This window comes from Rickettsiales endosymbiont of Peranema trichophorum (assembly GCF_004210275.1).
Lineage (GTDB): Bacteria > Pseudomonadota > Alphaproteobacteria > Rickettsiales > Midichloriaceae > RICK02.
Map to the genome: position 1 here is coordinate 12,489 of NZ_SCFA01000038.1, position 20,618 is coordinate 33,106.

At 39.6% G+C, this 20,618-nt stretch carries 22 protein-coding genes, 1 tRNA gene and 1 pseudogene; 18 read left to right on the forward strand and 6 right to left on the reverse strand.

Going from position 1 to position 20,618, the window contains the following annotated elements:
• Genes EDM53_RS01760 through rph form a run of 6 tightly spaced genes read left to right on the forward strand, consistent with a single transcriptional unit; the run spans position 1 to position 4,342 of the window.
• Complete coding sequence (locus EDM53_RS01760; protein ID WP_207215408.1) at positions 1-669, forward strand: glutathione S-transferase family protein; 669 nt, start codon at positions 1-3, stop codon at positions 667-669.
• Positions 670-715: 46 nt separating this feature from the next.
• Positions 716-1,333, forward strand: a complete 618-nt coding sequence (locus EDM53_RS01765) for a diacylglycerol/polyprenol kinase family protein (RefSeq protein ID WP_130121830.1) — start codon at positions 716-718, stop codon at positions 1,331-1,333.
• Positions 1,330-2,505, forward strand: a complete 1,176-nt coding sequence (gene ispF / locus EDM53_RS01770) for a 2-C-methyl-D-erythritol 2,4-cyclodiphosphate synthase (protein WP_130121832.1) — start codon at positions 1,330-1,332, stop codon at positions 2,503-2,505. The genes EDM53_RS01765 and ispF overlap by 4 nt, the downstream gene beginning before the upstream one ends.
• A complete protein-coding gene (locus EDM53_RS01775) occupies positions 2,505-3,104 on the forward strand; it encodes a phosphatidylglycerophosphatase A family protein (RefSeq protein WP_130121834.1) in 600 nt (199 codons plus the stop codon). Before ispF ends, EDM53_RS01775 begins: the two co-directional genes overlap by 1 nt.
• Positions 3,105-3,111: 7 nt before the next feature.
• Complete coding sequence (locus tag EDM53_RS01780) at positions 3,112-3,639, forward strand: CinA family protein (RefSeq protein ID WP_165379557.1); 528 nt, start codon at positions 3,112-3,114, stop codon at positions 3,637-3,639.
• Positions 3,623-4,342, forward strand: a complete 720-nt coding sequence (gene rph, locus EDM53_RS01785; protein WP_130121869.1) for a ribonuclease PH — start codon at positions 3,623-3,625, stop codon at positions 4,340-4,342. Before EDM53_RS01780 ends, rph begins: the two co-directional genes overlap by 17 nt.
• A gap of 117 nt (positions 4,343-4,459) precedes the next feature.
• Here rph and EDM53_RS01790 read toward each other — a convergent pair whose 3' ends face one another.
• From EDM53_RS01790 to EDM53_RS01810, 5 genes are all read right to left on the reverse strand, one after another.
• Positions 4,460-5,062 carry a GNAT family N-acetyltransferase gene (locus EDM53_RS01790; RefSeq protein WP_130121838.1) on the reverse strand — a complete coding sequence of 201 codons (603 nt, stop codon included), beginning with the start codon at positions 5,060-5,062 and terminating at the stop codon, positions 4,460-4,462.
• A gap of 278 nt (positions 5,063-5,340) precedes the next feature.
• Positions 5,341-6,318 (reverse strand): ribonucleotide-diphosphate reductase subunit beta, encoded by a 978-nt coding sequence (locus tag EDM53_RS01795; protein WP_130121840.1) that lies wholly within the window; start codon positions 6,316-6,318, stop codon positions 5,341-5,343.
• 25 nt (positions 6,319-6,343) lie between these two features.
• The gene (rplS, locus tag EDM53_RS01800; RefSeq protein ID WP_130121842.1) at positions 6,344-6,706 is read right to left on the reverse strand and encodes a 50S ribosomal protein L19; all 363 of its coding nucleotides are present in this window, start codon (positions 6,704-6,706) and stop codon (positions 6,344-6,346) included.
• 19 nt (positions 6,707-6,725) lie between these two features.
• Positions 6,726-7,436 carry a tRNA (guanosine(37)-N1)-methyltransferase TrmD gene (gene trmD, locus EDM53_RS01805; protein WP_130121844.1) on the reverse strand — a complete coding sequence of 237 codons (711 nt, stop codon included), beginning with the start codon at positions 7,434-7,436 and terminating at the stop codon, positions 6,726-6,728.
• A 21-nt stretch (positions 7,437-7,457) separates the two neighbouring features.
• Positions 7,458-8,840, reverse strand: coding sequence for a sigma-54-dependent transcriptional regulator (locus EDM53_RS01810; RefSeq protein WP_130121846.1), 1,383 nt, complete (start codon positions 8,838-8,840; stop codon positions 7,458-7,460).
• Between the two features lie 166 nt (positions 8,841-9,006).
• Here EDM53_RS01810 and EDM53_RS01815 point away from each other — a divergent pair, with 166 nt between their 5' ends.
• The 12 genes from EDM53_RS01815 (at position 9,007) to EDM53_RS01870 (ending at position 20,101) form a co-directional block, all read left to right on the forward strand.
• Entirely contained in the window at positions 9,007-9,159 is a 153-nt protein-coding gene (locus tag EDM53_RS01815; RefSeq protein ID WP_130121848.1) for a twin-arginine translocase TatA/TatE family subunit, read from the forward strand.
• Positions 9,160-9,319: 160 nt separating this feature from the next.
• The gene (locus EDM53_RS01820; protein ID WP_130121850.1) at positions 9,320-9,997 is read left to right on the forward strand and encodes an MlaA family lipoprotein; all 678 of its coding nucleotides are present in this window, start codon (positions 9,320-9,322) and stop codon (positions 9,995-9,997) included.
• A gap of 13 nt (positions 9,998-10,010) precedes the next feature.
• The gene (locus EDM53_RS01825; protein WP_130121852.1) at positions 10,011-10,628 is read left to right on the forward strand and encodes an MlaC/ttg2D family ABC transporter substrate-binding protein; all 618 of its coding nucleotides are present in this window, start codon (positions 10,011-10,013) and stop codon (positions 10,626-10,628) included.
• A 67-nt stretch (positions 10,629-10,695) separates the two neighbouring features.
• The gene (recJ, locus tag EDM53_RS01830; RefSeq protein WP_130121854.1) at positions 10,696-12,489 is read left to right on the forward strand and encodes a single-stranded-DNA-specific exonuclease RecJ; all 1,794 of its coding nucleotides are present in this window, start codon (positions 10,696-10,698) and stop codon (positions 12,487-12,489) included.
• Positions 12,473-13,474 carry an NAD(P)H-dependent glycerol-3-phosphate dehydrogenase gene (locus EDM53_RS01835; RefSeq protein WP_130121856.1) on the forward strand — a complete coding sequence of 334 codons (1,002 nt, stop codon included), beginning with the start codon at positions 12,473-12,475 and terminating at the stop codon, positions 13,472-13,474. The genes recJ and EDM53_RS01835 overlap by 17 nt, the downstream gene beginning before the upstream one ends.
• Positions 13,475-13,491: 17 nt before the next feature.
• The gene (gene lpxB, locus EDM53_RS01840) at positions 13,492-14,691 is read left to right on the forward strand and encodes a lipid-A-disaccharide synthase (protein WP_130121858.1); all 1,200 of its coding nucleotides are present in this window, start codon (positions 13,492-13,494) and stop codon (positions 14,689-14,691) included.
• Positions 14,688-15,635 carry a tyrosine recombinase gene (locus EDM53_RS01845; RefSeq protein WP_130121860.1) on the forward strand — a complete coding sequence of 316 codons (948 nt, stop codon included), beginning with the start codon at positions 14,688-14,690 and terminating at the stop codon, positions 15,633-15,635. Before lpxB ends, EDM53_RS01845 begins: the two co-directional genes overlap by 4 nt.
• Before the next feature lie 360 nt (positions 15,636-15,995).
• A complete protein-coding gene (locus EDM53_RS01850) occupies positions 15,996-16,322 on the forward strand; it encodes a SemiSWEET family sugar transporter (protein ID WP_242507824.1) in 327 nt (108 codons plus the stop codon).
• Positions 16,303-16,947 carry a thiamine diphosphokinase gene (locus tag EDM53_RS01855; protein ID WP_130121863.1) on the forward strand — a complete coding sequence of 215 codons (645 nt, stop codon included), beginning with the start codon at positions 16,303-16,305 and terminating at the stop codon, positions 16,945-16,947. Before EDM53_RS01850 ends, EDM53_RS01855 begins: the two co-directional genes overlap by 20 nt.
• 93 nt (positions 16,948-17,040) lie before the next feature.
• Positions 17,041-17,128, forward strand: a tRNA-Leu gene (locus EDM53_RS01860).
• 78 nt (positions 17,129-17,206) lie between these two features.
• Positions 17,207-18,079, forward strand: coding sequence for a UTP--glucose-1-phosphate uridylyltransferase (locus EDM53_RS01865; protein ID WP_277986517.1), 873 nt, complete (start codon positions 17,207-17,209; stop codon positions 18,077-18,079).
• An 87-nt stretch (positions 18,080-18,166) separates the two neighbouring features.
• The gene (locus EDM53_RS01870) at positions 18,167-20,101 is read left to right on the forward strand and encodes an ATP-dependent helicase (RefSeq protein WP_207215409.1); all 1,935 of its coding nucleotides are present in this window, start codon (positions 18,167-18,169) and stop codon (positions 20,099-20,101) included.
• 113 nt (positions 20,102-20,214) lie between these two features.
• Here the strand turns inward: EDM53_RS01870 and EDM53_RS06100 are convergent.
• A pseudogene (locus tag EDM53_RS06100) lies at positions 20,215-20,618 on the reverse strand (hypothetical protein); the annotation flags it as partial.

Here is a 20,618-nt window from a genome sequence, read left to right on the forward strand (position 1 = left end):
ATGATAGAAGTTCAACACTACACATTGTGCCCCTTCTCACGTAAGCTGAGAGCAGTGTTACACGAGAAGCATATAAACTTCGAGCTCATTTTAACTAGATACTGGGAAAATGATAAGAATTTATGTTCACTTCATTTTGGCTATGAAACCCCTACCCTAATGGTACCAGGACAACCATTATTACGTGGCAACACCTCAATCTTTGAGTACTTGGAAGAGGTATACACATCTCGTAACTTGATCGGCCACGATCCCTTGTCAAGAGCATTTGTAAGGGAGGTGTGCGAATGGTTCGATCATAAGTTTTACTCCGAAGTTTCCCAACACCTACTCATTGAAAAGGTACTCAAAGTATTTAATACAAGTGTTGAGCCTAATTCTAATTTAATAAGAATTGCAAAGAAAAATATGGCGTATCATTTGGATTACATCGGTACATTGTTAGAAGAAAGGGAATATTTATGCGGAGAATCCCCCACTCTCGCTGATTTTGCTGCCGCCGCCCAACTTTCCACACTGGACTTCTTGGGTGACGTAGATTGGACAAGAAACGCTAAAGTTAAACATTGGTACTCTTTAATAAAATCAAGACCAAGTTTTAAAAGTATACTGAGCGATAAGTTACCACACTTCCGCGTTCCTAGTTATTACGCAGACCCTGATTTTTAATCAATTTTAATCAACCAGCGGTTTTTAAGTAAAGCAATTGTCCAACATGCAGATACAACTAAAGCACGAGTTTTGCAGAAAGCTAATACATCTTTCTTCTTTGTGGATACCGATTTTATACTATTACGTTTCTTATGCGACGATGTTTAGAATCACATCATTGATAGCTTTTAGCTTAGTAGCGTTTGACCTGTTAAAAAACAATACAAGCGTAGTCGGTCCTAAAGTACGTGTGATGTTACAGTCATTATACCTGTATTCGCTATTTCGACCTCATGAGCAGAAGCATTTTAGTGGTGCGACATACATGTTGTTGTCTGCTGTCTTATGTTTAGAGCTTTTTGAAAAATCCATATTTATAATGTCCTTTCTTGTCGTCATCATTTCTGACACTGCATCAAGTATAGTGGGTATGTCGTTTGGAAAGACCAAGATTTTAGGGAATAAAACTTATGTGGGCACAGCAGCATTTTTAGGATGCTCTGTAATGATCGTGCTACTAAGCAGCTTTCACATTTCAAACATCGATGCTATGTTTATAGGCAAAGGGGTAGTTGCCGCAGCGTCTGCAACGCTTATTGAGCTATTTTCAAAAAAAATAGGAATCGACGATAATATAGCCATCCCAGTCACATTTGGGGGCACATTAACACTAATGTTATGACCAATATCGCACTTATTCTTGCCGCTGGCAATGGTACTAGGATGAATTGTACTGTTCCCAAGCAATACATCAGAATCCGCAATGTGCCACTATTACGATATTCCGTGTTAACATTTCTAGCACATCCTGACATCGATCATGTACAGGTTGTCATAGATGAGAATCACGTCGCATCATATACCAGTGCATTAGATGGCCTTCAGGTTCTTCCATATGTATGTGGTGGAAAGGATCGACAAAATTCAGCAAGACTGGGTTTAATGGGCATAGAAAAGTACAAACCTATCAAAGTGTTGATTCATGATGCTGCTAGACCACTTGTTGATTTACAGCTAATATCAAAAGTATTGAACCAACTTAGGGACTTTTGCGCTGTGGATACTGTAGTAGAGGTAGCAGATACCATGAAATTGAAAGAAAAACTGCATGTTGTAAATCGTGACGATTACTATCTCAGCCAAACTCCACAAGGATTTCACTATCCAGTCATTTTAGATCTACATCAAAATGCTTTTTCAAATTGCATAGAAAGCTTTACAGATGATATTAGTTTATGTATCAAGTACGGAATGGATGTAGGTACAGTTTTAGGAAATCATACCAATATGAAAGTGACGAATGTCAAAGACGTAAGGTATATAGAAGCTTTGGTAGATGCAAAGTACATCAACAGAGTTGGGCATGGCTTTGACATACATAAGTTTGCCGAGAACGATCAAGGCCACGATGGCAATGTTATCATGTTGTGTAATGTTGAGGTACCTTGCAGGCGTTCTGTGGTTGCTCATTCCGATGGTGATGTGGGGCTACATGCTCTGATTGACTCTTTGCTTGGAGCTATGGGGCTTGGTGACATAGGTACACTATTTCCTGATACAAACGAGAAGTATAAAGGTGCTGATTCAAGTTTATTGTTATTGGAAGTATATCAACTTCTAAAACAGAAAGGTGGTTACGTTAACAACATTGACATCACAATCATCACAGAGTCTCCAAAGTTGATCAACTATAAACATCTGATGACACAAAGAATTGTTGAATTACTGAACCTAGAACCTGGTCAAGTGAACGTAAAAGCCAAAACCTCAGAAACATTGGGATGCATAGGAAGAGAGGAAGGACTAGCAGCAACTGCAGTGTGTAGTATTATGTTACCTCAGGAGGTATTCTGATGGGCAAGGAGAAATACTACGATCTGAGAGCATTAATGTATGATAAGAGCATCTCAATCAAAACACCCCGCACTCTTTATGGAGCAATTGCTACTTGTTTCTACATCGGTAAATTTCCAATAGCGCCAGGCACTCTTGGTTCTATCGCCTTCTATCCTGTTTACTATCTTCTCAACAATTTCAAAATGCTAGAGTTAGATTTTTCTTTAGCACTTGTAACACTCGTGTTAGTTGTAGTGGGTTGGTGGGCAATCAAAAAATTCCAACAAGCTACAAGCACTTTTGATCATTCCTCTATAGTTATAGATGAGATGATCGGCATGTCTCTATCGCTCTACATGTGCTCCGATATTTTGCTTCATGTTCCTCTTGCTCCTTATATCCCTTCGCAGATCTCTCTTGATAACTTTAGATTTATACTCATCTGTTGCATATTTCGATTTTATGATATAAAAAAACCATTCTTTATATGGTACGTCAATGATAACTATACAAGTCCGTTTGGTGTGATCCTGGATGATGTGTTAGCTGCGGTTTGTACCTATGTAACGGTTTTGTTAGTATATAAGCTCTTTTTATTTTCGACATACTATGTATAACAATAGAATGCATCAGTTGGCAGAAGCTATCGTGTTAAATGCCACTAAAGAAAAGATAAAAATAGCTCTAGTGGAGTCGTGTACGGGCGGCATGCTTGGAGCCTGTATCACCTCTATACCCGGGAGCTCAGGAGTATTTGAGTTTGGCTATGTCGCCTACTCTAATAACGCAAAGAGAGAAATGCTCGGCATACCTGATCAAACTATCCAAAGATTCGGAGTAGTAAGCGATGTCATGGCTATACATATGGCGAGCCAGGCATTGTTATATTCCAGAGCAGATATTGCATTGAGCGTGACTGGTGTAGCAGGGCCAACCCCCGGTGATCTTAAAAAACCCGTCGGTTTAGTGTATATCGGCTATGGTTTTATAGACAATGTCTTTGTCGCACAACATTTTTTTGAAGGTGATAGAACCTCCATTAGAGCCGAAGCATGTGAAGTTTCATTGAACATAATACTAAAAATGCTTGAGCAAAAACAATTAGATATCATGAGAAGGAGTACGGCATATGCGAATAAGAAGAGATGGTAGAGCCGTTGATAAGTTGAGACCGGTATCATACGACCTTACAGTCATGAAAAATTCTGAGGATTCTTGTTGCATTAAAATTGGCAATACCCATGTTATTTGTACTGCAACAATTGAGGACAAAGTTCCCTCTTTTATGAAGGGACAGCGCAAGGGATGGGTGACCGCCGAGTACTCTATGTTACCGCGTTGTAGTACCACTAGAGTACCCAGAGAGCATAGCAAAAACACAATAAGTGGTAGAACACAAGAAATACAAAGACTGATAGGACGAACTTTGAGATGCGCTGTGAACCTTACACTACTAGGTGAAAGACAGATTATTATAGATTGTGATGTGATAAATGCAGACGGTGGTACTAGGACTGCCTCGATCACTGGTGGTTATATAGCCTTGTATATGGCATGTAGAAGACTTGTGAAGCTTGGTATTGTACCAACTCTACCAGTGGTACGTCAAGTTGCTGCTGTCTCATGCGGCATATGTGAAGGCACAGCGCTTTTAGACCTTACATACGATGAGGACAAAGATGCTGATGTCGATGCAAATTTTGTGATAGGAGATCAAAATGCACTGATCGAGATTCAGGCATGTGCTGAAGGGAAAGCGTTTTCGACTTCACAGCTGATGCAAATGTTGGATTTAGCCCAGATTGGAACAAAAGAGCTATTTAAGTTACAAACAGAAGCTCTTTCTTTGGCATGACAGTGTCGACATACGTGTCATAAGTCAAAAAGCACACGACACACTCGCTCCACTCCCTCCTCCACAACAAACATCCCAACCTTTTCACGTACTATGGCAGTACATTTGGTGTTAACGTTAAATCACATTATCGTAGGTGAAATTTGACCTCATTAGGTGGTAGGTATACACATCAGTTGGTACAGACTTGATTATTCGATGCTTCGGCAATACGTCACCAAGCTTAAATCCAATTTTGGTCAGTACCTTTTGTGAAGCTATATTGTCGTGTACTGTTTTTGCTTCAATTTGATCCAGAGACATTCTATCAAATCCAAATTTGACCACATTTCTTAAAATCTCGGACATGATACCCCTGCCCCAGTATTCGTAGCACAGATCATAACTGATTTCAGCAGTTTTAGTTGAACGACTCCAATAGTTATATCCTACCGTTCCGATCAACTTATGATTCAAAAGCTGAGTGATACCCCAAAAGATCGTTCTCTTTTCATGAAACAAACTTTGCCAAAACCTTATTTCGTCTTGGGCTTCTTGCACCGTTTTTGGTACATCCTCATCCGCTATATATTTTGTGACAAGATGGTGTGACATCATCTCAAAATAGTCGTCACTATCCACCTTGGAAAGCTCACGTAATCTGAACTTACCTATTTGAAGAGTCGGAAACGTGTCAAAGAAATTATAACCATCAGCACCAACTATACCTTCTTGATCCATTGTAAATCTTCCTCGATTTCTATATCCTTAACGTTATGAAATATCGACCATATTTTATGGAGCCACATTTATGACTCTACTGCAAGTTTTTTATCACTTACAGGTTATTGCTTACATGCTCTTACAGGAAGTATAAATATTGGAATAGTCAACAAAAGCGTACCATAACTCTCAAACAAGAAACACCTCAACAATTTTGCCCAAAACTCTAGTAATTTTGCTCAAAGCAAAAACCCTAAAGCTGACATAATGTCTAAAGCAAATAACGTCCAGGGCGATTATTTTGGCTTAAAATTGCTAAAAGCATCCTCCCATGTTCCCTTGGTTGCAGCTTTCGCATATTCCGTCACCCTATTTTCAAAGAAGTTGGTGTGCTCAGGGGCATTGAGAATCTCATCTAACCAAGGTAGTGGGTTTCTATCGATGTGATATATTTCATCTATGCCTAATTGAACAAGTCTTCTGTCTCCAATGTATCTGATATATTTTTTAACATCCGCAGATGACAATCCTTCCACTGCTCCATCAAACTCAAAGGCTAAGTCTATAAATGCATCCTCATGCAACACTATTGTATTACATGCATCTATCAAAAATTCTTTCAGTCTATTCGTCCAAACCTCTGGATTCTCTTGTACAAAGGTTCTAAACAACCTGATAATCGAATCAGTATGCAATGTCTCGTCTCTAGCAGACCAAGCAACGATTTGACCCATTCCTCTCATCTTACCAAATCTTTGGAAATTGAGAAGCATTGCAAATGATGCAAAAAGCTGCAAACCTTCTGTAAATGCTCCAAAAACCGCAAGCGTCTTTGCTATGTCCTCCTTTGAGTCTACGTTAAACTGTTGCATGTAGTTGTATTTATCTTTCATTTCTTTGTATTTTAAGAAGGCCTGATATTCTACTTCTGGCATACCTAAGGTATCCAAAAGGTGAGAATATGCGTCTATGTGTATCGTCTCCATGTTAGAAAACGCAGCAAGCATCATCTGCACTTCTGTTGGCTTAAATACTCTTGCATAGTGGCGCATGTAACAGTTATTGACTTCAATATCTGCCTGCGTAAAAAAACGAAATATTTGTGTCAGTAGATGCCTCTCAGCCTCTGTCAGGTGATGCTTCCAATCCTTCACATCGTCTGCCATTGGCACCTCCTGTGGCAGCCAGTGAATCTGTTGCTGTATCAACCATGCATCGTATGCCCAAGGATATGAGAAAGGCTTGTAGACAGGAATAGCGGACAATAAAGACATAATTCTCTCCCTTCAATATGAGTTTTTAACGAGATGTACGCTCTTTAATTCTTGCAGCCTTACCGCTCAGATTCCTAATGTAGTAAAGCTTTGCTCTTCTAACAACTCCACGACGGACAACTTCTATTTTATCTAGTTTTGGTGAGTAAATCTTAAATTGTCTTTCTACACCCTCACCGTTACTAATTTTTCGTAGCGTAAAGGAAGACCCAATCCCTCTATTCTTTCTGTGAATACAAAGACCTTCAAAACCTTGAATACGTTCCGTTGTACCTTCTATAATCTTGATATGTACTTTCAAAGTATCTCCTGGACGAAAAGTAGGGATAGTCTTTGTGTCCAAAATACCACTAATCTTCTTTGTTTCATATTGCTGCAGTAAATTCATTTGTCCTACCTAACTTTAATTAACTATGTTTTTTATCAGTATAACGTTTCCAAAGATCCGGCCGCAAATCCTTTGTTTTCAGCTGCGCCTCTTGTAGACGCCATTCTTCGATTCGCTTGTGATGCCCAGACACCAAAACATCAGGAACCTTATGAGTTCTCCACTCGTACGGCCTCGTGTAATGCGGGTGTTCCAAAAGACAGGAATAACCACAAGACAACCCGAAGCTCTCACTAGAGAGCGCCTCCTCTTTTAGCACACCAGGGAGCATTCTTACGCAACAATCTATTAGTGAAGGTAAGACAACGTCACCAGATGATACTACAAAGTCACCCATGCTGATCTCTTCAACGTTATACTCTTTAAAAATTCTTTCGTCAACTCCCTCATACCTTCCACAAATGATATTAATACCAGATGTCATTTGCACCATTTCTCTTGCAATCTGTTGATCAAACAATTTCCCCCTTGGAGACAGGTAATATATAGGTTTGTTGTTCGTTATAAAGCACTGGTCAATCGCATTACCTAGCACGTCAGGGCGAATCACCATTCCTGCACCACCTCCATATGTTTTATCGTCAACATTTGAGTGCCTATTTTCTGCATAATCTCTAATGTTGTATACTTCTAGGCTCCATTCCTTGTTAAGCGCTTTCCCAACTACAGAAAGCTCAAGCTGCCCTGGATATATTGCTGGAAATAACGTTAAAATGGTGACTGTCCACATATCGAAGCTTGCGTTACATCATCACAATTTTTGTTCAAGTAGCACGATGTTTAAAGATCGGATCTTTCTGTGTAATGCTGTCCGATCCATGCCAATAAACGCAGCAGTTTTGGATATGTTCCAACCGAATTTGCTAAGTTGAGCGGTTAAATAATCCCTTTCAAATAGCTCCCTAGCAATTTTTAACTCCTTATTAAGCATTTCGTTTGTGATAGGGTTGAGGTGGCAATGCTTCGAGTCTAGAGAATTCAACAATGTGTCTGGTAACATATCTGGAGAAATGTTGATCGTATCATGTGGCAACATTATGTAGAGCCACTCTATTACATTGCTTAATTGCCTGACATTTCCCGGCCAATCATATATTTCCATTATGGCGATAGTCTCTGGCAATAAGATCTTAGATGTCAAATTTAATGTTGTTGCAAAATGCTTGATGAAGTGTTCAATAAGAGGCTGAATGTCTTCTTTTCTTTTAGTGAGAGGCTCTATTGTCAATGGTATGACATTTAGTCTGTAGTACAAGCTTTGGTTCAGTCTACCGCTATTAAGTTCCTCGTCAACATTTTTGCTAGAAGCGCCTATCACCCTTACATCCACCTTGATCTCCTTGTCGCTTCCCAATCTATGTAAAGTATTGCACTGCAAAAATTGAAGCAGCTTACCTTGAATAGACAGAGGCATTTCAGAGATCTCATCAAGCATCAATGTACCCTGGTGACACTTCTCTAAAATGCCTTGCTTTGTCTTTTTTTTAGTTTCAATTCCAAAAAGTTCCGATTCAATTTCATCAACCTGGAGATTTGAACAGCACAGTATATGAAATGGTTTCCTTGAACGATGCGAGTGTTCGTGTATAAGCCGCGCCAAAGCAGTTTTACCAGAACCGTGGCTTCCATATATCATAATTCTACTAGAGGAAGCAGCAGCAAGCAACGCAGCCCTTTTAAGTTGGCCTATAGATTTTGAGACTCCTATCAGCTCTGCATTTTGTAAGTACTGCTCTTTTAGAGTGGTATTTTCCTCCGACAATATCGATGCTTCTATAGCCCTCTGCAAGACTATCAAAAGCTTCTCCGCCTTAAATGGTTTCTCTATGAAGTCGTACGCTCCTAATCTTACGCTTTGAATCGCGGTTTCGATATTCCCATGCCCACTCACCATGATAACTGGAATGTGCTGCTTTCTGGATTTAATGTACTTTAAAAGTCCAATACCATCCATGTTGCTACCTTCAAGCCATATGTCTAGTATCACCCCAGATGGAGTATTCCCGGCTTCAAAGTATTTGATGGCATCACCAGCAGACAGCACATGGACCACTTCATAGCCCTCATCTCTAAGATGCTCAGATGTCAACTGACCTATGGAAAATTCATCTTCTACAATTAGAACTTCTGCCACTTTTGCTAGTTTTTAACCAAATCGATTACTTCAGTATTGTATGATTTTAGCTAACAATAGCAATAGATTTTATCTACTGTATTTTATAGAAAAATATTGAGTATATATCGGCAATGATATATAACAAAGTAAAGCAACCCTATAAAATATAAGATAAACAAAAGATATGTCAGGAAAATTTGGTGAATTGTTGCTTATTGTGTTGATCGTGTTTGTGTTATTTGGTGCTGGTAAGTTGCCCAGAGTCATGGGGGAATTAGGTAGGGGGATACGCGCATTAAGAAACAGTATCAACTCTACAGATGACAAGGACCTGTAAAGCCTTTGCATAAATGGTTTTGAAAGGATGAGGACCGTGAGTACTTTTATCAAGCTTCAAAAGATGTGTCACCAGTTTTTGTGCAACTCGTACTTGCTCACTGTAGTATAACCAACACCTCAAAAACCTGGCTTTTTTACAATTCTAAAAACGTGGTGTTATGTTCAGAGTGTGTCTTTTCGTTGTGTTATTCCAAGGCTTGTGGATTGGATGTGCTCATGGAATAACCCAAACTTATGAACAGAAGGAAACTGTTTACTACGATCCATTTGAAAGAGTAAATCGCAAGATATTTAGATTTAATCAAGTAGTTGATAGGATCGTACTGAAGCCTATTGCAAAGGGTTACCTTTTTGTTACACCAAAGGTGGTTCAAAGCAAAGCCCACAACGTCCTTCAAAATCTTTTAGAGCCCCTTAATGCTCTCAACGGCTTGCTACAGTGGAAACCTAAGGCTTTCCTCACGTCAATGAGTAGATTTGTTCTTAATTCAACATGGGGAATTTTAGGTGCAAATGATATCATGAAAGGTGCAGGCCTTGACTATCAGCATCTTGACTTTAATACGACTTTGTCATACTACTGTATTCCACATGGTCCATATGTGGTGTTACCTATAGTGGGTCCGTCAAGTTCAAGGGGTATAGCAGGTCTGGTAGTCAATACAGTCGCCGATCCGTTCTATTACGTTGATAGTGATGGGTTTAAAATTGGTAGAACTATAGGAACGATGGTCGATGGAAGAGCTAGGGTCATGTCTGCAACTGACTTTATTGCCAAGTCATCTTTGGATGAGTATGTGACGTATAGAACTCTTTATTTTCAACAACAAAAATAGTGAATTACTTATTATGGAAAAAGAAACGAAAATGAGAATACTACAGTATCTAGGTTTGACTTGTACGTTGATGATTATACCCGTCGCCTTGTTATTTGCTTCTGATCGTCCGACATTGGATAGAGCGCAAAATTTCATCAATAATAATGCTCAAAATGTGTTGATAATACTACAAAGCCGTGAGCAAACACCTCCACCAAAGGAAAGGCTTTCTAATTTATTTTTAAGCATTGTGGATTACGATTGGATTGGAAAATTTGCTCTAGGTAAATATTGGAACGACTTGTCTAAGGAACAACAGGATAAGTACTACGAGGTATATAAAAACTATCTCTGTAGTGTCTACGTGAGTAAGTACACTGAGTATAACAAACAGACTTATAAGATTACTGATACTAGAAAGATGGAGTCTGAGCAGTACAGCGTTTTTATGAAAATCGCTCTCCCTGACCGTAATGACATACTAGATATCGCATATCGTCTTAGAAAAGATGGCGACAGCTTTAAGATAATAGATATTATGGCAGAAGGAGTAAGCTTAGCAAACACCCAGCGCGCCGAATTCACTTCCTTTCTTTCTTCCCACTCTTTTGATGATTTATTGAAAAGCTTAGAAAGCAAAGTCGAATAAATTATAAACTTTACTTTTCCTTACTTATTTTATACTGTGTAGTTTAAAAAGTAGGTGGTAGTAAAGAGTGAGTGATTCTGAGAAGTCCGAAAGTATCGGCTTTGGGAGTTCTGTGCGTGGATTAAAGTGGCTTCTAAGAGATGGATCAGGGCCTGTTGTAAGGTCCTTATCCCAGAAGCTTGCCATACCTGAAGTACTTGCCTCCATGATCTATCACAGAGGTATAGACAATGCTGTTGATGGGGAGCACTTTCTATCTCCCAAAATAAAACATGCAATGTCTGATCCGTACATGTATAAAGACATGGACAAAGCTGTAAACAGGACAATCCAGGCGATCGTCGATCACGACAAAATCGCTGTATTTGGCGACTACGATGTAGATGGAGCTACTTCCACAGCTTTGCTTCGAAGAGTCTTCAAAAAGCTGATGATAGATGTCATTACATATATACCACATCGTTTAAATGAGGGTTATGGCTTAAGCAAAAAAGCTTTGGATGTGTTGCACGAACGCGGTGTAAATTTGGTAATTACAGTTGATTGTGGAATGCTTTCATTTGAACCTGTGGAATATGCAAACAGCATAGGTATCGACGTTATTATCATCGATCACCATTTAGGGCTCAACACAGTTCCAAATGCTGTGGCTGTCGTCAACCCCAATAGACACGATGACACTTCACAGTTTAAGACTATGGCAGCTGTTGGAGTCGTATTTATGTTTGTCGTTGCCTTAAGAAGCAAGTTAAAAGCTGATGGGTGGTTTAAGGAGCATAATATCGAAGAGCCAGATCTCATACAATACTTGGATATTGTGGCTTTGGGTACCGTATGTGACGTCATGCCATTGCAGGGTTTAAACCGGGCATTTGTGTTTCAAGGCTTAAAGATGATATCTAAGCGACAAAACATCGGAATACGTGCTGTGTCTAACGTCATTAATTTAAGTCACAAGGTACATGTGTATCACCTAGGATATGTAATAGGCCCTAGAATTAATGCTGGTGGTAGAATAGGTGAAGGCATTCTTGGTTCTGACTTGCTCAGTACAGATTCTTATGATGAGGCTTATAGTATCGCTCTTCAGTTAGAAAAATTGAATGAGGAAAGAAAAGCGATAGAAAGCATTGCATTGGAAGAGGCTATGAGACAAGTTGAGGATAAAAGATTGTATGATAATACCGTAATACTTGTGCATAGTGAGTATTGGCATGCTGGAATCCTAGGTATACTTGCAAGTAAGTTAAAGGAGAAGTATTTGAGGCCCGTGATGGCTGTGTTGGTGATGGAGGAAATTGCAAAAGGTTCGGCGAGATCGATTGCTGGCATGAATGTTAGTAAAGCAGTAGAGCGGGCCAAGGCGAACGGCTTGTTGCTTGAAGGTGGTGGACACGCTATGGCAGCAGGCTTTACCTTAAACAGGACGCGGCTTGAGGAGTTTCATGAGTATATTAACTTATACTTAGCAAACGACAAGGAGACAGCGCTTGCAAACGCCACCATATTAGATATAGATGAGATCATATCTCTTGGCGCTTTGAATACAGAGCTGTTAACACTGATAGAAAGAGCAGGACCATTTGGACAGGGCAATCCTGTTCCAAGATTTGCTATATGTGATATAGTACTGACGTATTGTACAATCGTTGGAGGTAAACATATATTATGTGTAGTATCTGATGGTCTAGGTCATAGCAAATCTGTGAAATGCATGTTCTTTAACGGTGTACAAACCAAACTGGGCCAAACGTTGCTTAAGAGTACTGGTCAAAAACTAAGCTTAGCAGGCACTGTACAGCCCAATACTTTTGATGACACTCAAGTAAGTTTTGTAATAGAAGATGCAGCATTTAAGTAAACACTCAAAAATTATGGTCATTGGTGGAGGAGCATGGGGTTCTAGCCTTGCTGCGATAGCTTCACACAATGCAAATGATATTGTAGTATACGATAGACGCTTTTGTGGTGGTAGCGCACCTGAAGGTCTGACCACTCTCCGCACTGATCTGAGCAAATATACCAATATCAAGTACACATCAAATCTGGCCGATGTATCTGTGGCTGATCTAGTCGTCATTGCTGTCCCATCTCATGCCTGTAGAGAAGTTCTTGTATCGTGTAAGCCACACATCAAAAATAGCGTTACAATACTCAGTGCCTCAAAAGGAATAGAGGGAACAACTCTTTTTTTAATGACAGATGTCATAGGGGACGTACTGCCAGACAACTGTAACGCCGTGATCTCTGGTCCTACTTTTGCAAGCGAATTATTACTGGAGCTCCCGGCTGCTGCAGTTGTCGCGTCCAAAGATAAAGAAGTCGGCATGAACATCATTAACACTTTCAGTACTGATTACTTCACGATGATATACTCCAATGATGTGATAGGTGTGCAGATTGGTGGCGCTCTTAAAAATGTTGTAGCTGTGATGGCTGGTATCGCAGAAGGTCTAAATCTTGGGATGAATGCAAGAGCTGCGATCATAACGATTGGGCTCAATGAAATTAAAGCGATTATCAGCGCTTTAGGTGGCGATGAGAGTTCCATTACAGGTTTGGCATGTGTAGGTGATCTTGTGTTGACCTCTAGTAGCAAGACGTCAAGAAATATGACATTTGGTTATTTGATCGCAAATGGCAACAGTCCTCAACAGATCATTCAAAAAGGTAACGGCACATACGAGGGCTATAACTCAAGTTTTGTATCATATAAACTGTGTCACAAGCTTAATATCCAACTCCCCCTCATTGAAACGCTTTTCAAAATACTGTATGAAGGTGGCGATCCTAAGGGTTGTCTCCTAAACTTGCTTGATACTGCTGTAAGAGGCTCTATCATTTAAATTAACAGGCATGTTATATGACTAGTACTAATAATTTCAAGTTTTGCATCCTTGCTGGTGAAGCTTCTGGAGACAAAATAGGAGCCCACCTTATTAGGTGGATGAAGGTAATTGATAGCAGAGCTACATTTTACGGTGTGGGAGGATCTGCAATGCTCAATGCAGGTTTACCCAGAAGTATGTTTCCTATCGAAGATATATCAATCATGGGGCTTGTTGAGCTCATTCCTCACATATTTCGTATCAAACGCTTGATCAAAGAAACTGCTGACGAAATACTACGAATTGAACCTGCCGTAGTGGTGACTATAGACGCTCCTGGATTTAACAGGAGGGTCATTGAAAATATACGTAGTAAGGTCAAAAGTAGCATGAAAATTGTGAACTATGTCGCGCCAAGTCCATGGGCCTTAAACGAACACCGTTTAAATAAAGTGATGAAGAGACTTGCAACGCTATACGATCATCAATTTTTAATATTGCCAAATGAGGAAAAGTACTGTGACGCAGTTGCTTTGCCCGCAACGTTCGTAGGTCATCCGATATGTGAAATGCCATTATTTCAACAAGATAGTGATAAGAGCAGCACAATACGAGCTAAATATGGCATTCATGATGATGAACAAGTGATCGTTCTGATGCCTGGTAGCAGAAAGGTAGAGATTATGTGGCATAAAAAAATTTACATGGATGTCATGGCTCAATTGATAAGGAAAGCACCAAACTTAAAGTTTTTTATGCCTACCCTACCCCACATCGAAGACATGTTGCACACTGAATTTGCGACACTCGGGAATCGTCTCATCATTTCGTCAAGCGATCAAACAAGATGTGATTTACTTTCAATCGCCTCCTTTGGAATTATCAAGTCTGGTACATCTAGCGTTGAATTAATGTACTATGGAATTCCTATGATAGTCGTATACAGAGTTTCTAGTTTAACAGCATGCTTTTTAAGACGGATGCTAGACAATAAATACTTTGCAATATGTAATATTGTCATGAACCAACAAATTGTCGAAGAATTTATTCAAGAGAGGTGTCAACCTAACCTAATTGCAAATAAGGCGCTCGATGTATTAAATGACGTAAAGCAACAGGATTATCAAAAAAAGATGTATAGGATAGCTTTGGACATATTAGGAAGGAGTCTAGGTGAACCTCCTGGACTAATCGCTGCCAAGAAATTGGAAGCTCTTGTATCTGAAAGAGTATGAGAACAGATAATATCACTCTTGTAGAAGATTTTTTAGAGATGTTATCAGCTGAGCGTTGTGTTGCTGATAACACCTTAATTGCTTACAAGGGAGATATTTTGGATTTCTTTGTTTTTCTATCAGAAACAAGCCGAAGCTTAGAGCAGTGTGACTACAATATTTTAGTGTCGTACGTCACAAAGCTAGGAGACAGGTCATATTCACCAAAGAGTATTAGGCGCAAGATATCTGCCCTCCGCCAATTCTTTGAGTTTTTGGTCATGACAAAGAAATTGACCAAGAGTCCAGCCGCATATCTCGAAAGACCAAAGAGTGGTCTCAGTTTACCAAAAGCACTTTCTAAGGAGGAGATCGCAAAGCTTATACAGTTATCGTATCAAGATCAAACTGCACTAGGTGTAAGATTTACTACGATGTTGGAGTTACTATACGCTACTGGTCTTAGGATCTCAGAGCTGGTGACTTTAAAACTAAGCGCTATTGAGAGGAACGCAATTACCGGTGGTATACAAAACCATATCTTTGTGTCTGGGAAAGGTGGTAAGGAAAGGTTGGTATTGCTTAATGAAAGTGCGATTGCGATTCTTGGAAAGTATTTAGAGGTGAGGAAGTTATTTATGAAAGAGGGGCGATCAACACAATGGCTTTTTCCATCTATGAAAAAAAATGGCCTTGTATCACATCTCACTAGGCAACGTTTTACCCAGTTTATTAAAAAACTTGCGGTGTTTGCAGGATTTGAAAGGAATAAAATTTCGTCACATAAGATCAGGCACTCGTTTGCCAGTCATATGCTTGAAAACGGGGCAAATTTGAGGGTGATTCAAGAGCTGCTTGGACACTCTGACATTTCATCTACTCAAATTTATACCAAAGTTTTAAAGAAGGATGCGGAAAAGCTCTTAATAAAGAAGCACCCACTGAGCAAACTGAAAATGGTGTGAGAGCTTGTCCGCAAATTAATTGGAATGAAAAGAATCTATGCAAAAGTTATCTATTAAGCTGTTGGCAAAGGCAAATGGATGGCCGTTTTACGGGCATTGTAAGTCTGATACCAAGTTTCAGATGAAATCAGGCAAATGGATTTGAGGATGAGGCTGCGTAAGCGTATTGAAATACGTGCGCAGAGCCGAGTTTCACAAAATCCGTTTTGAATCATTTAAAAATGAGAATTGGTATGAGATGTGGTATCAGAAAGTAGTGCAGAAGTCTCTAAACACGATCGTTTCCTGTTATGCAACATGGAAAGAAAATGCGTTGCTACACACAGTGTTTAGATGTATGATCCACGTCGTGTGTCAAGTATGTCAAAATACAAACATCTTTGTTACTCGTGTAAGCCTTGTGTTAACGTAATCGTGGAGAAGCGTATGGAAGTATTTCTTGGTTATATAGCTTTAATTACATCCCTTATAGGCCTACTACCACAAGTATGGAAAGCATACGTTACACGCTCTACACGAGATATTTCAATGCTAATGCTTGTTAATTATCTTATTTGTTCTGTCGCATGGATTGGTCACGGTATCTACATCGACTCAAGCTTTGTGGTATCAAGCAATGTAGTAGGATTAGTGATTAGTATCATATCAATAATACAAAAGTGCTATTATGACAAAAGAATGTCATGACGCTTTTTGTAGATATATAGACATTCACCAGTACCGCTCCGTCTTAGCACTACAGGGCGAATTGCCTGATTCCGAGTTCTTCAAAGCCACAAATTTGCCAATCGTTGCTTCAGATGGAGCAGCCAATACGCTATTTGAGATGGGTATAAAACCATATGTGGTAGTTGGCGACCTAGACTCAGCAAAGTCAGAATATTTGATGGATGTCAAGATTACTCACATTCCAGATCAAAATCACTCTGACTTTGAGAAGGCTATAGCATATGCAACAGAATACGACTTACTTCCAACAATAGTTGTAGGAGTTGCTGGAGGCTGTATAGACCATGTGACAAACAACATTGGCATTTTTGTATCGCATTGTACAGTCTTTTACTCTCCACCTACCTTTGGTTATGTTGTGCAGCCCACACAGACTAAGGACTTCGATGCACCTACGAATACCAAAATTTCCATATTTGGAATACCAGACGCTATTGTTTCTACCAATGGACTAAAGTGGGAGCTATCTCAAACACATCTCAAGTTTCCCACTATTAGCTCTCTTTCTAACAGAACAGCTTTGAAAAATTTTCAAATCAAAGTTCATACAGGAAAAGCGCTAGCAATAGTTTATCTTATCTAGGAACTCAACTCAGTTTTTCAGTTATATCAATATAACAACGAGATTGATTTGACAATCTTGAGATGTCGCAATAAACTTAGCGTTATCTTTATTGCCCGAATGGCGGAATTGGTAGACGCACTAGCTTCAGGTGCTAGCGACCCTCGTGGTTATGGAAGTTCAAGTCTTCTTTCGGGTACCATTTGAGTTTTAACCAGTACATAGAAAACTAAATATAGGAGATTTAAACATAGCAAGAATCAAGAAAGCAGTGTTCCCTGTGGGTGGACTTGGTACGAGATTCCTCCCAGCGACGAAGTCTATGCCAAAAGAAATGCTACCAGTTGCAAGCAAACCTCTGATTCAACACGCATTTGAAGAGGCTGTGAATGCTGGGATAGAGCAGTTCATATTCATTACTGGTAGAAATAAAAATGCAATCATCAACCATTTTGATCACGCATTTGAACTTGAATATAATCTGTCTGAGAAGGAAAAAGAAACTGCCTTGGAATTAACAAGAGGTTGGCTTCCAAAGCCAGGAAACTTGGTTTTTATCAGACAACAACAACCATTAGGATTAGGGCATGCGATATGGTGCGCCCGTCATCTTATTAAGGATGAGTATTTTGCGATCCTGTTGGCAGACGATCTTTTTATCAACTCAAGTGGTAGCGGTGTGTTAGATGAGATGATCAATGCGCATCAAACATCTCAAACCAACTTGATAGGGGTAGGTACTGTTCCAGCTCAAGATGTTTACAACTACGGAATTGTAGAGTACAAGGATACCAACAATCCAAGGCTCCTATCAATTACCGGAATGATAGAAAAGCCGTCAGTCGGTCAAACGAAATCCAATCAAGCAATAATGGGGCGATACATTTTACATTCCAGTATCTTTGAACACATAGAAGAAACACCCGCAGGAAGAAATGGTGAGGTACAACTAACTGATGCTATGGTCTCTTTACTGGCTAGTGGTACAGATTCACACAGCTCCTTTCATGGGCATAAAATATTAAGTAAAAGATTGGACTGTGGAACACCAATCGGGTTTTTAGAAGCAAACATGTTATTTGCATTGCATGATAGTTCTATAAAATCTGAGGTAAGCACTATGCTCAAGCAACTAGGTGAGGCTTACACATAATGATTCCTTCACGTCTGGTTTTTAGAGATAAGTTTGATTACTCAATAATTTTGAGCATACATGAGTAAAAACACTATAGAGCAGATCATGAAGCCGCAAAATGAGCATTTTGAGTATCTGACACAACTTAACAAAGAACAGGCTGAAGCAGTTATAGCAATAGACGGCCCTCAGTTAGTTTTAGCTGGTGCAGGCACTGGCAAGACCAAAGTTCTCACCACAAGGATAGCTCATATTTTAAATATGAAGCGGGCTTTACCCACGGAAATACTTGCAGTCACGTTTACCAATAAAGCTGCTAAAGAAATGAAAGAGCGAGTGGGGAACTTAATGAACGATAGTGTTGACCACATGTGGCTTGGCACTTTCCATGCTATAGCAGCGAAGATCTTGAGAATACACAGTAATGTTCTCGAAATTGATCAAAACTTCACAATTGTGGACTCCACAGAACGCCTTAAGATAGCAAAACAAATATTTGAGGATTACAACATAGATACAGAAAGATTCTCTTATAAGTTGTTTTTGTATCAATTAGAAAGACTCAAAGATAGAGGTCTCACACCAGACAAGGTCCAATTTGCTGATAATAATGCATTTGGACACGTAAAACTGCGAGAGCTATATGTAGAATACCAAAAACGTCTTGTGCATAATAATGCAGCTGATTTTGGTGATCTACTGCTGTATAATATTGAGCTTTTCAATGGGCACTTGAACATACTAGAGCACTATCACAGCAAGTTTAAATATATCTTAGTAGACGAGTACCAAGACACAAATGTTGCACAATACATATGGCTTAGATTGCTTGCTCAAGGCTCTAATAACATATGTTGTGTTGGAGATGATGATCAATCGATATACGGGTGGCGTGGAGCTGAAATTGGTAACATTCTGAAGTTTGAGAAGGATTTTCAAAATGCCAAAGTGACGAGATTAGAAAAAAACTATCGTTCTACCTCATATATTTTAGGAGTTGCAACGAAGTTGATTTCACATAATGTGCAACGGCATGGCAAAAATCTTTGGACTGACAGACCTGGTGGAGAGAAAGTGAAGTTGATTTCGCTATATAATGAAGTAGAGGAAGCGAGGTACGTTGCAGATCAGATCTCTCAACTACGCAGAGTCCATAATCTGCCCTATTCCTCTATCGCAATATTGGTTAGAGTAGGATACCAAACAAGAAGTTTTGAAGAAAGCCTAAACTCATTTCGAATACCGTATAAGATCATAGGAGGAATGAAGTTTTATGAACGTGCAGAGATCAAAGACGGCCTAGCATACATACGCCTATTGTATAATCGGGCCGATAATCTGGCTTTTGAGAGAATCGTCAATACTCCAAAAAGAGGGATAGGTCGTGCAACCGTAGACGCAATGGTTTTAGAATCAAGGGCGGCTAGTCTACCACTTTTTGAAGTAGCAAAGACCTATGCAGCTAATACAATGAAGGGACGTAGCAAATCTGCTTTGTTGGATCTTCTTGAGAACTTTGAGAAATGGTCAAGCATGTTGAAGTATACACATCACGCCGATGTTGTTAATACTATGCTTGAGGAGAGCAACTACTTAAAATCTCTGCGCGAAGAAGATACAGCAGAAGCAAAGGAAAGAATAGACAACCTAAAGGAACTGATCAATGGACTGAACGATTTTTCAAATATTGGGGAATTCTTAGAGCACGTCAGCCTGTTGAGCGATATAGACACATCATCCAATAACAACGTAGTCAGTATAATGACTATACATGCTGCAAAAGGGTTAGAATTTGACACTGTGTTTTTGCCAGGATGGGAAGAGGGTCTTTTTCCAAGTACTCGTTCTGTGGAAGAAAAGAAAGACATCGGCCTTGAGGAAGAGCGAAGACTAGCGTATGTAGCAATTACAAGAGCTAAACAAAGGCTGTCTATATTATTTACTTCTTCCAGAAGAATATACGGACACTATCAGTACAACAAGCCATCAAGGTTTATTAAGGAGCTTCCAAAAAGCCACGTACAGTTAATACATTTTTAGTATTAACCAGGAATATAGATTGTTGAATCTACAAAGATCTAACAATCAGGTGGTATAGGTGGATTGTGGAAAGAGTTTGTATATTGGACCAACAGTAGCGCGAATTTTTCTCATCATTTGTCTTCACTTTCCAAGCAGACATTTACCTCAGCTTCTGATAGCCCAGTGGCCTGACTCACCTTACTTACATCAATACCTAAGCTCAACAAGTTCCTCGCTATCGCAATCTTCTCCTCTACTTTACCTTCCGCTTTACCTTCCGCTTTACCTTGAGCTCTTCCTTGCTCTGTGCCTATTGCGATACCTTCTTCCTTACCTTGTGCTATGCCTTCCGCCTTGCCTATTGCTAAACCTTCTTCCTTCCCTTGTGCTATGCCTTCTGCTTTGCCTATTGCTATCCCTTCTTCCTTACCTTGCGCTATGCCTTCCTCTCTTCCCTGTTCCATAGCATCCTGACGCTTCTTTTCAAATGCTGAGTCCTCAAACCTCCAAAATGCTAAGTGCGACTCATATATCT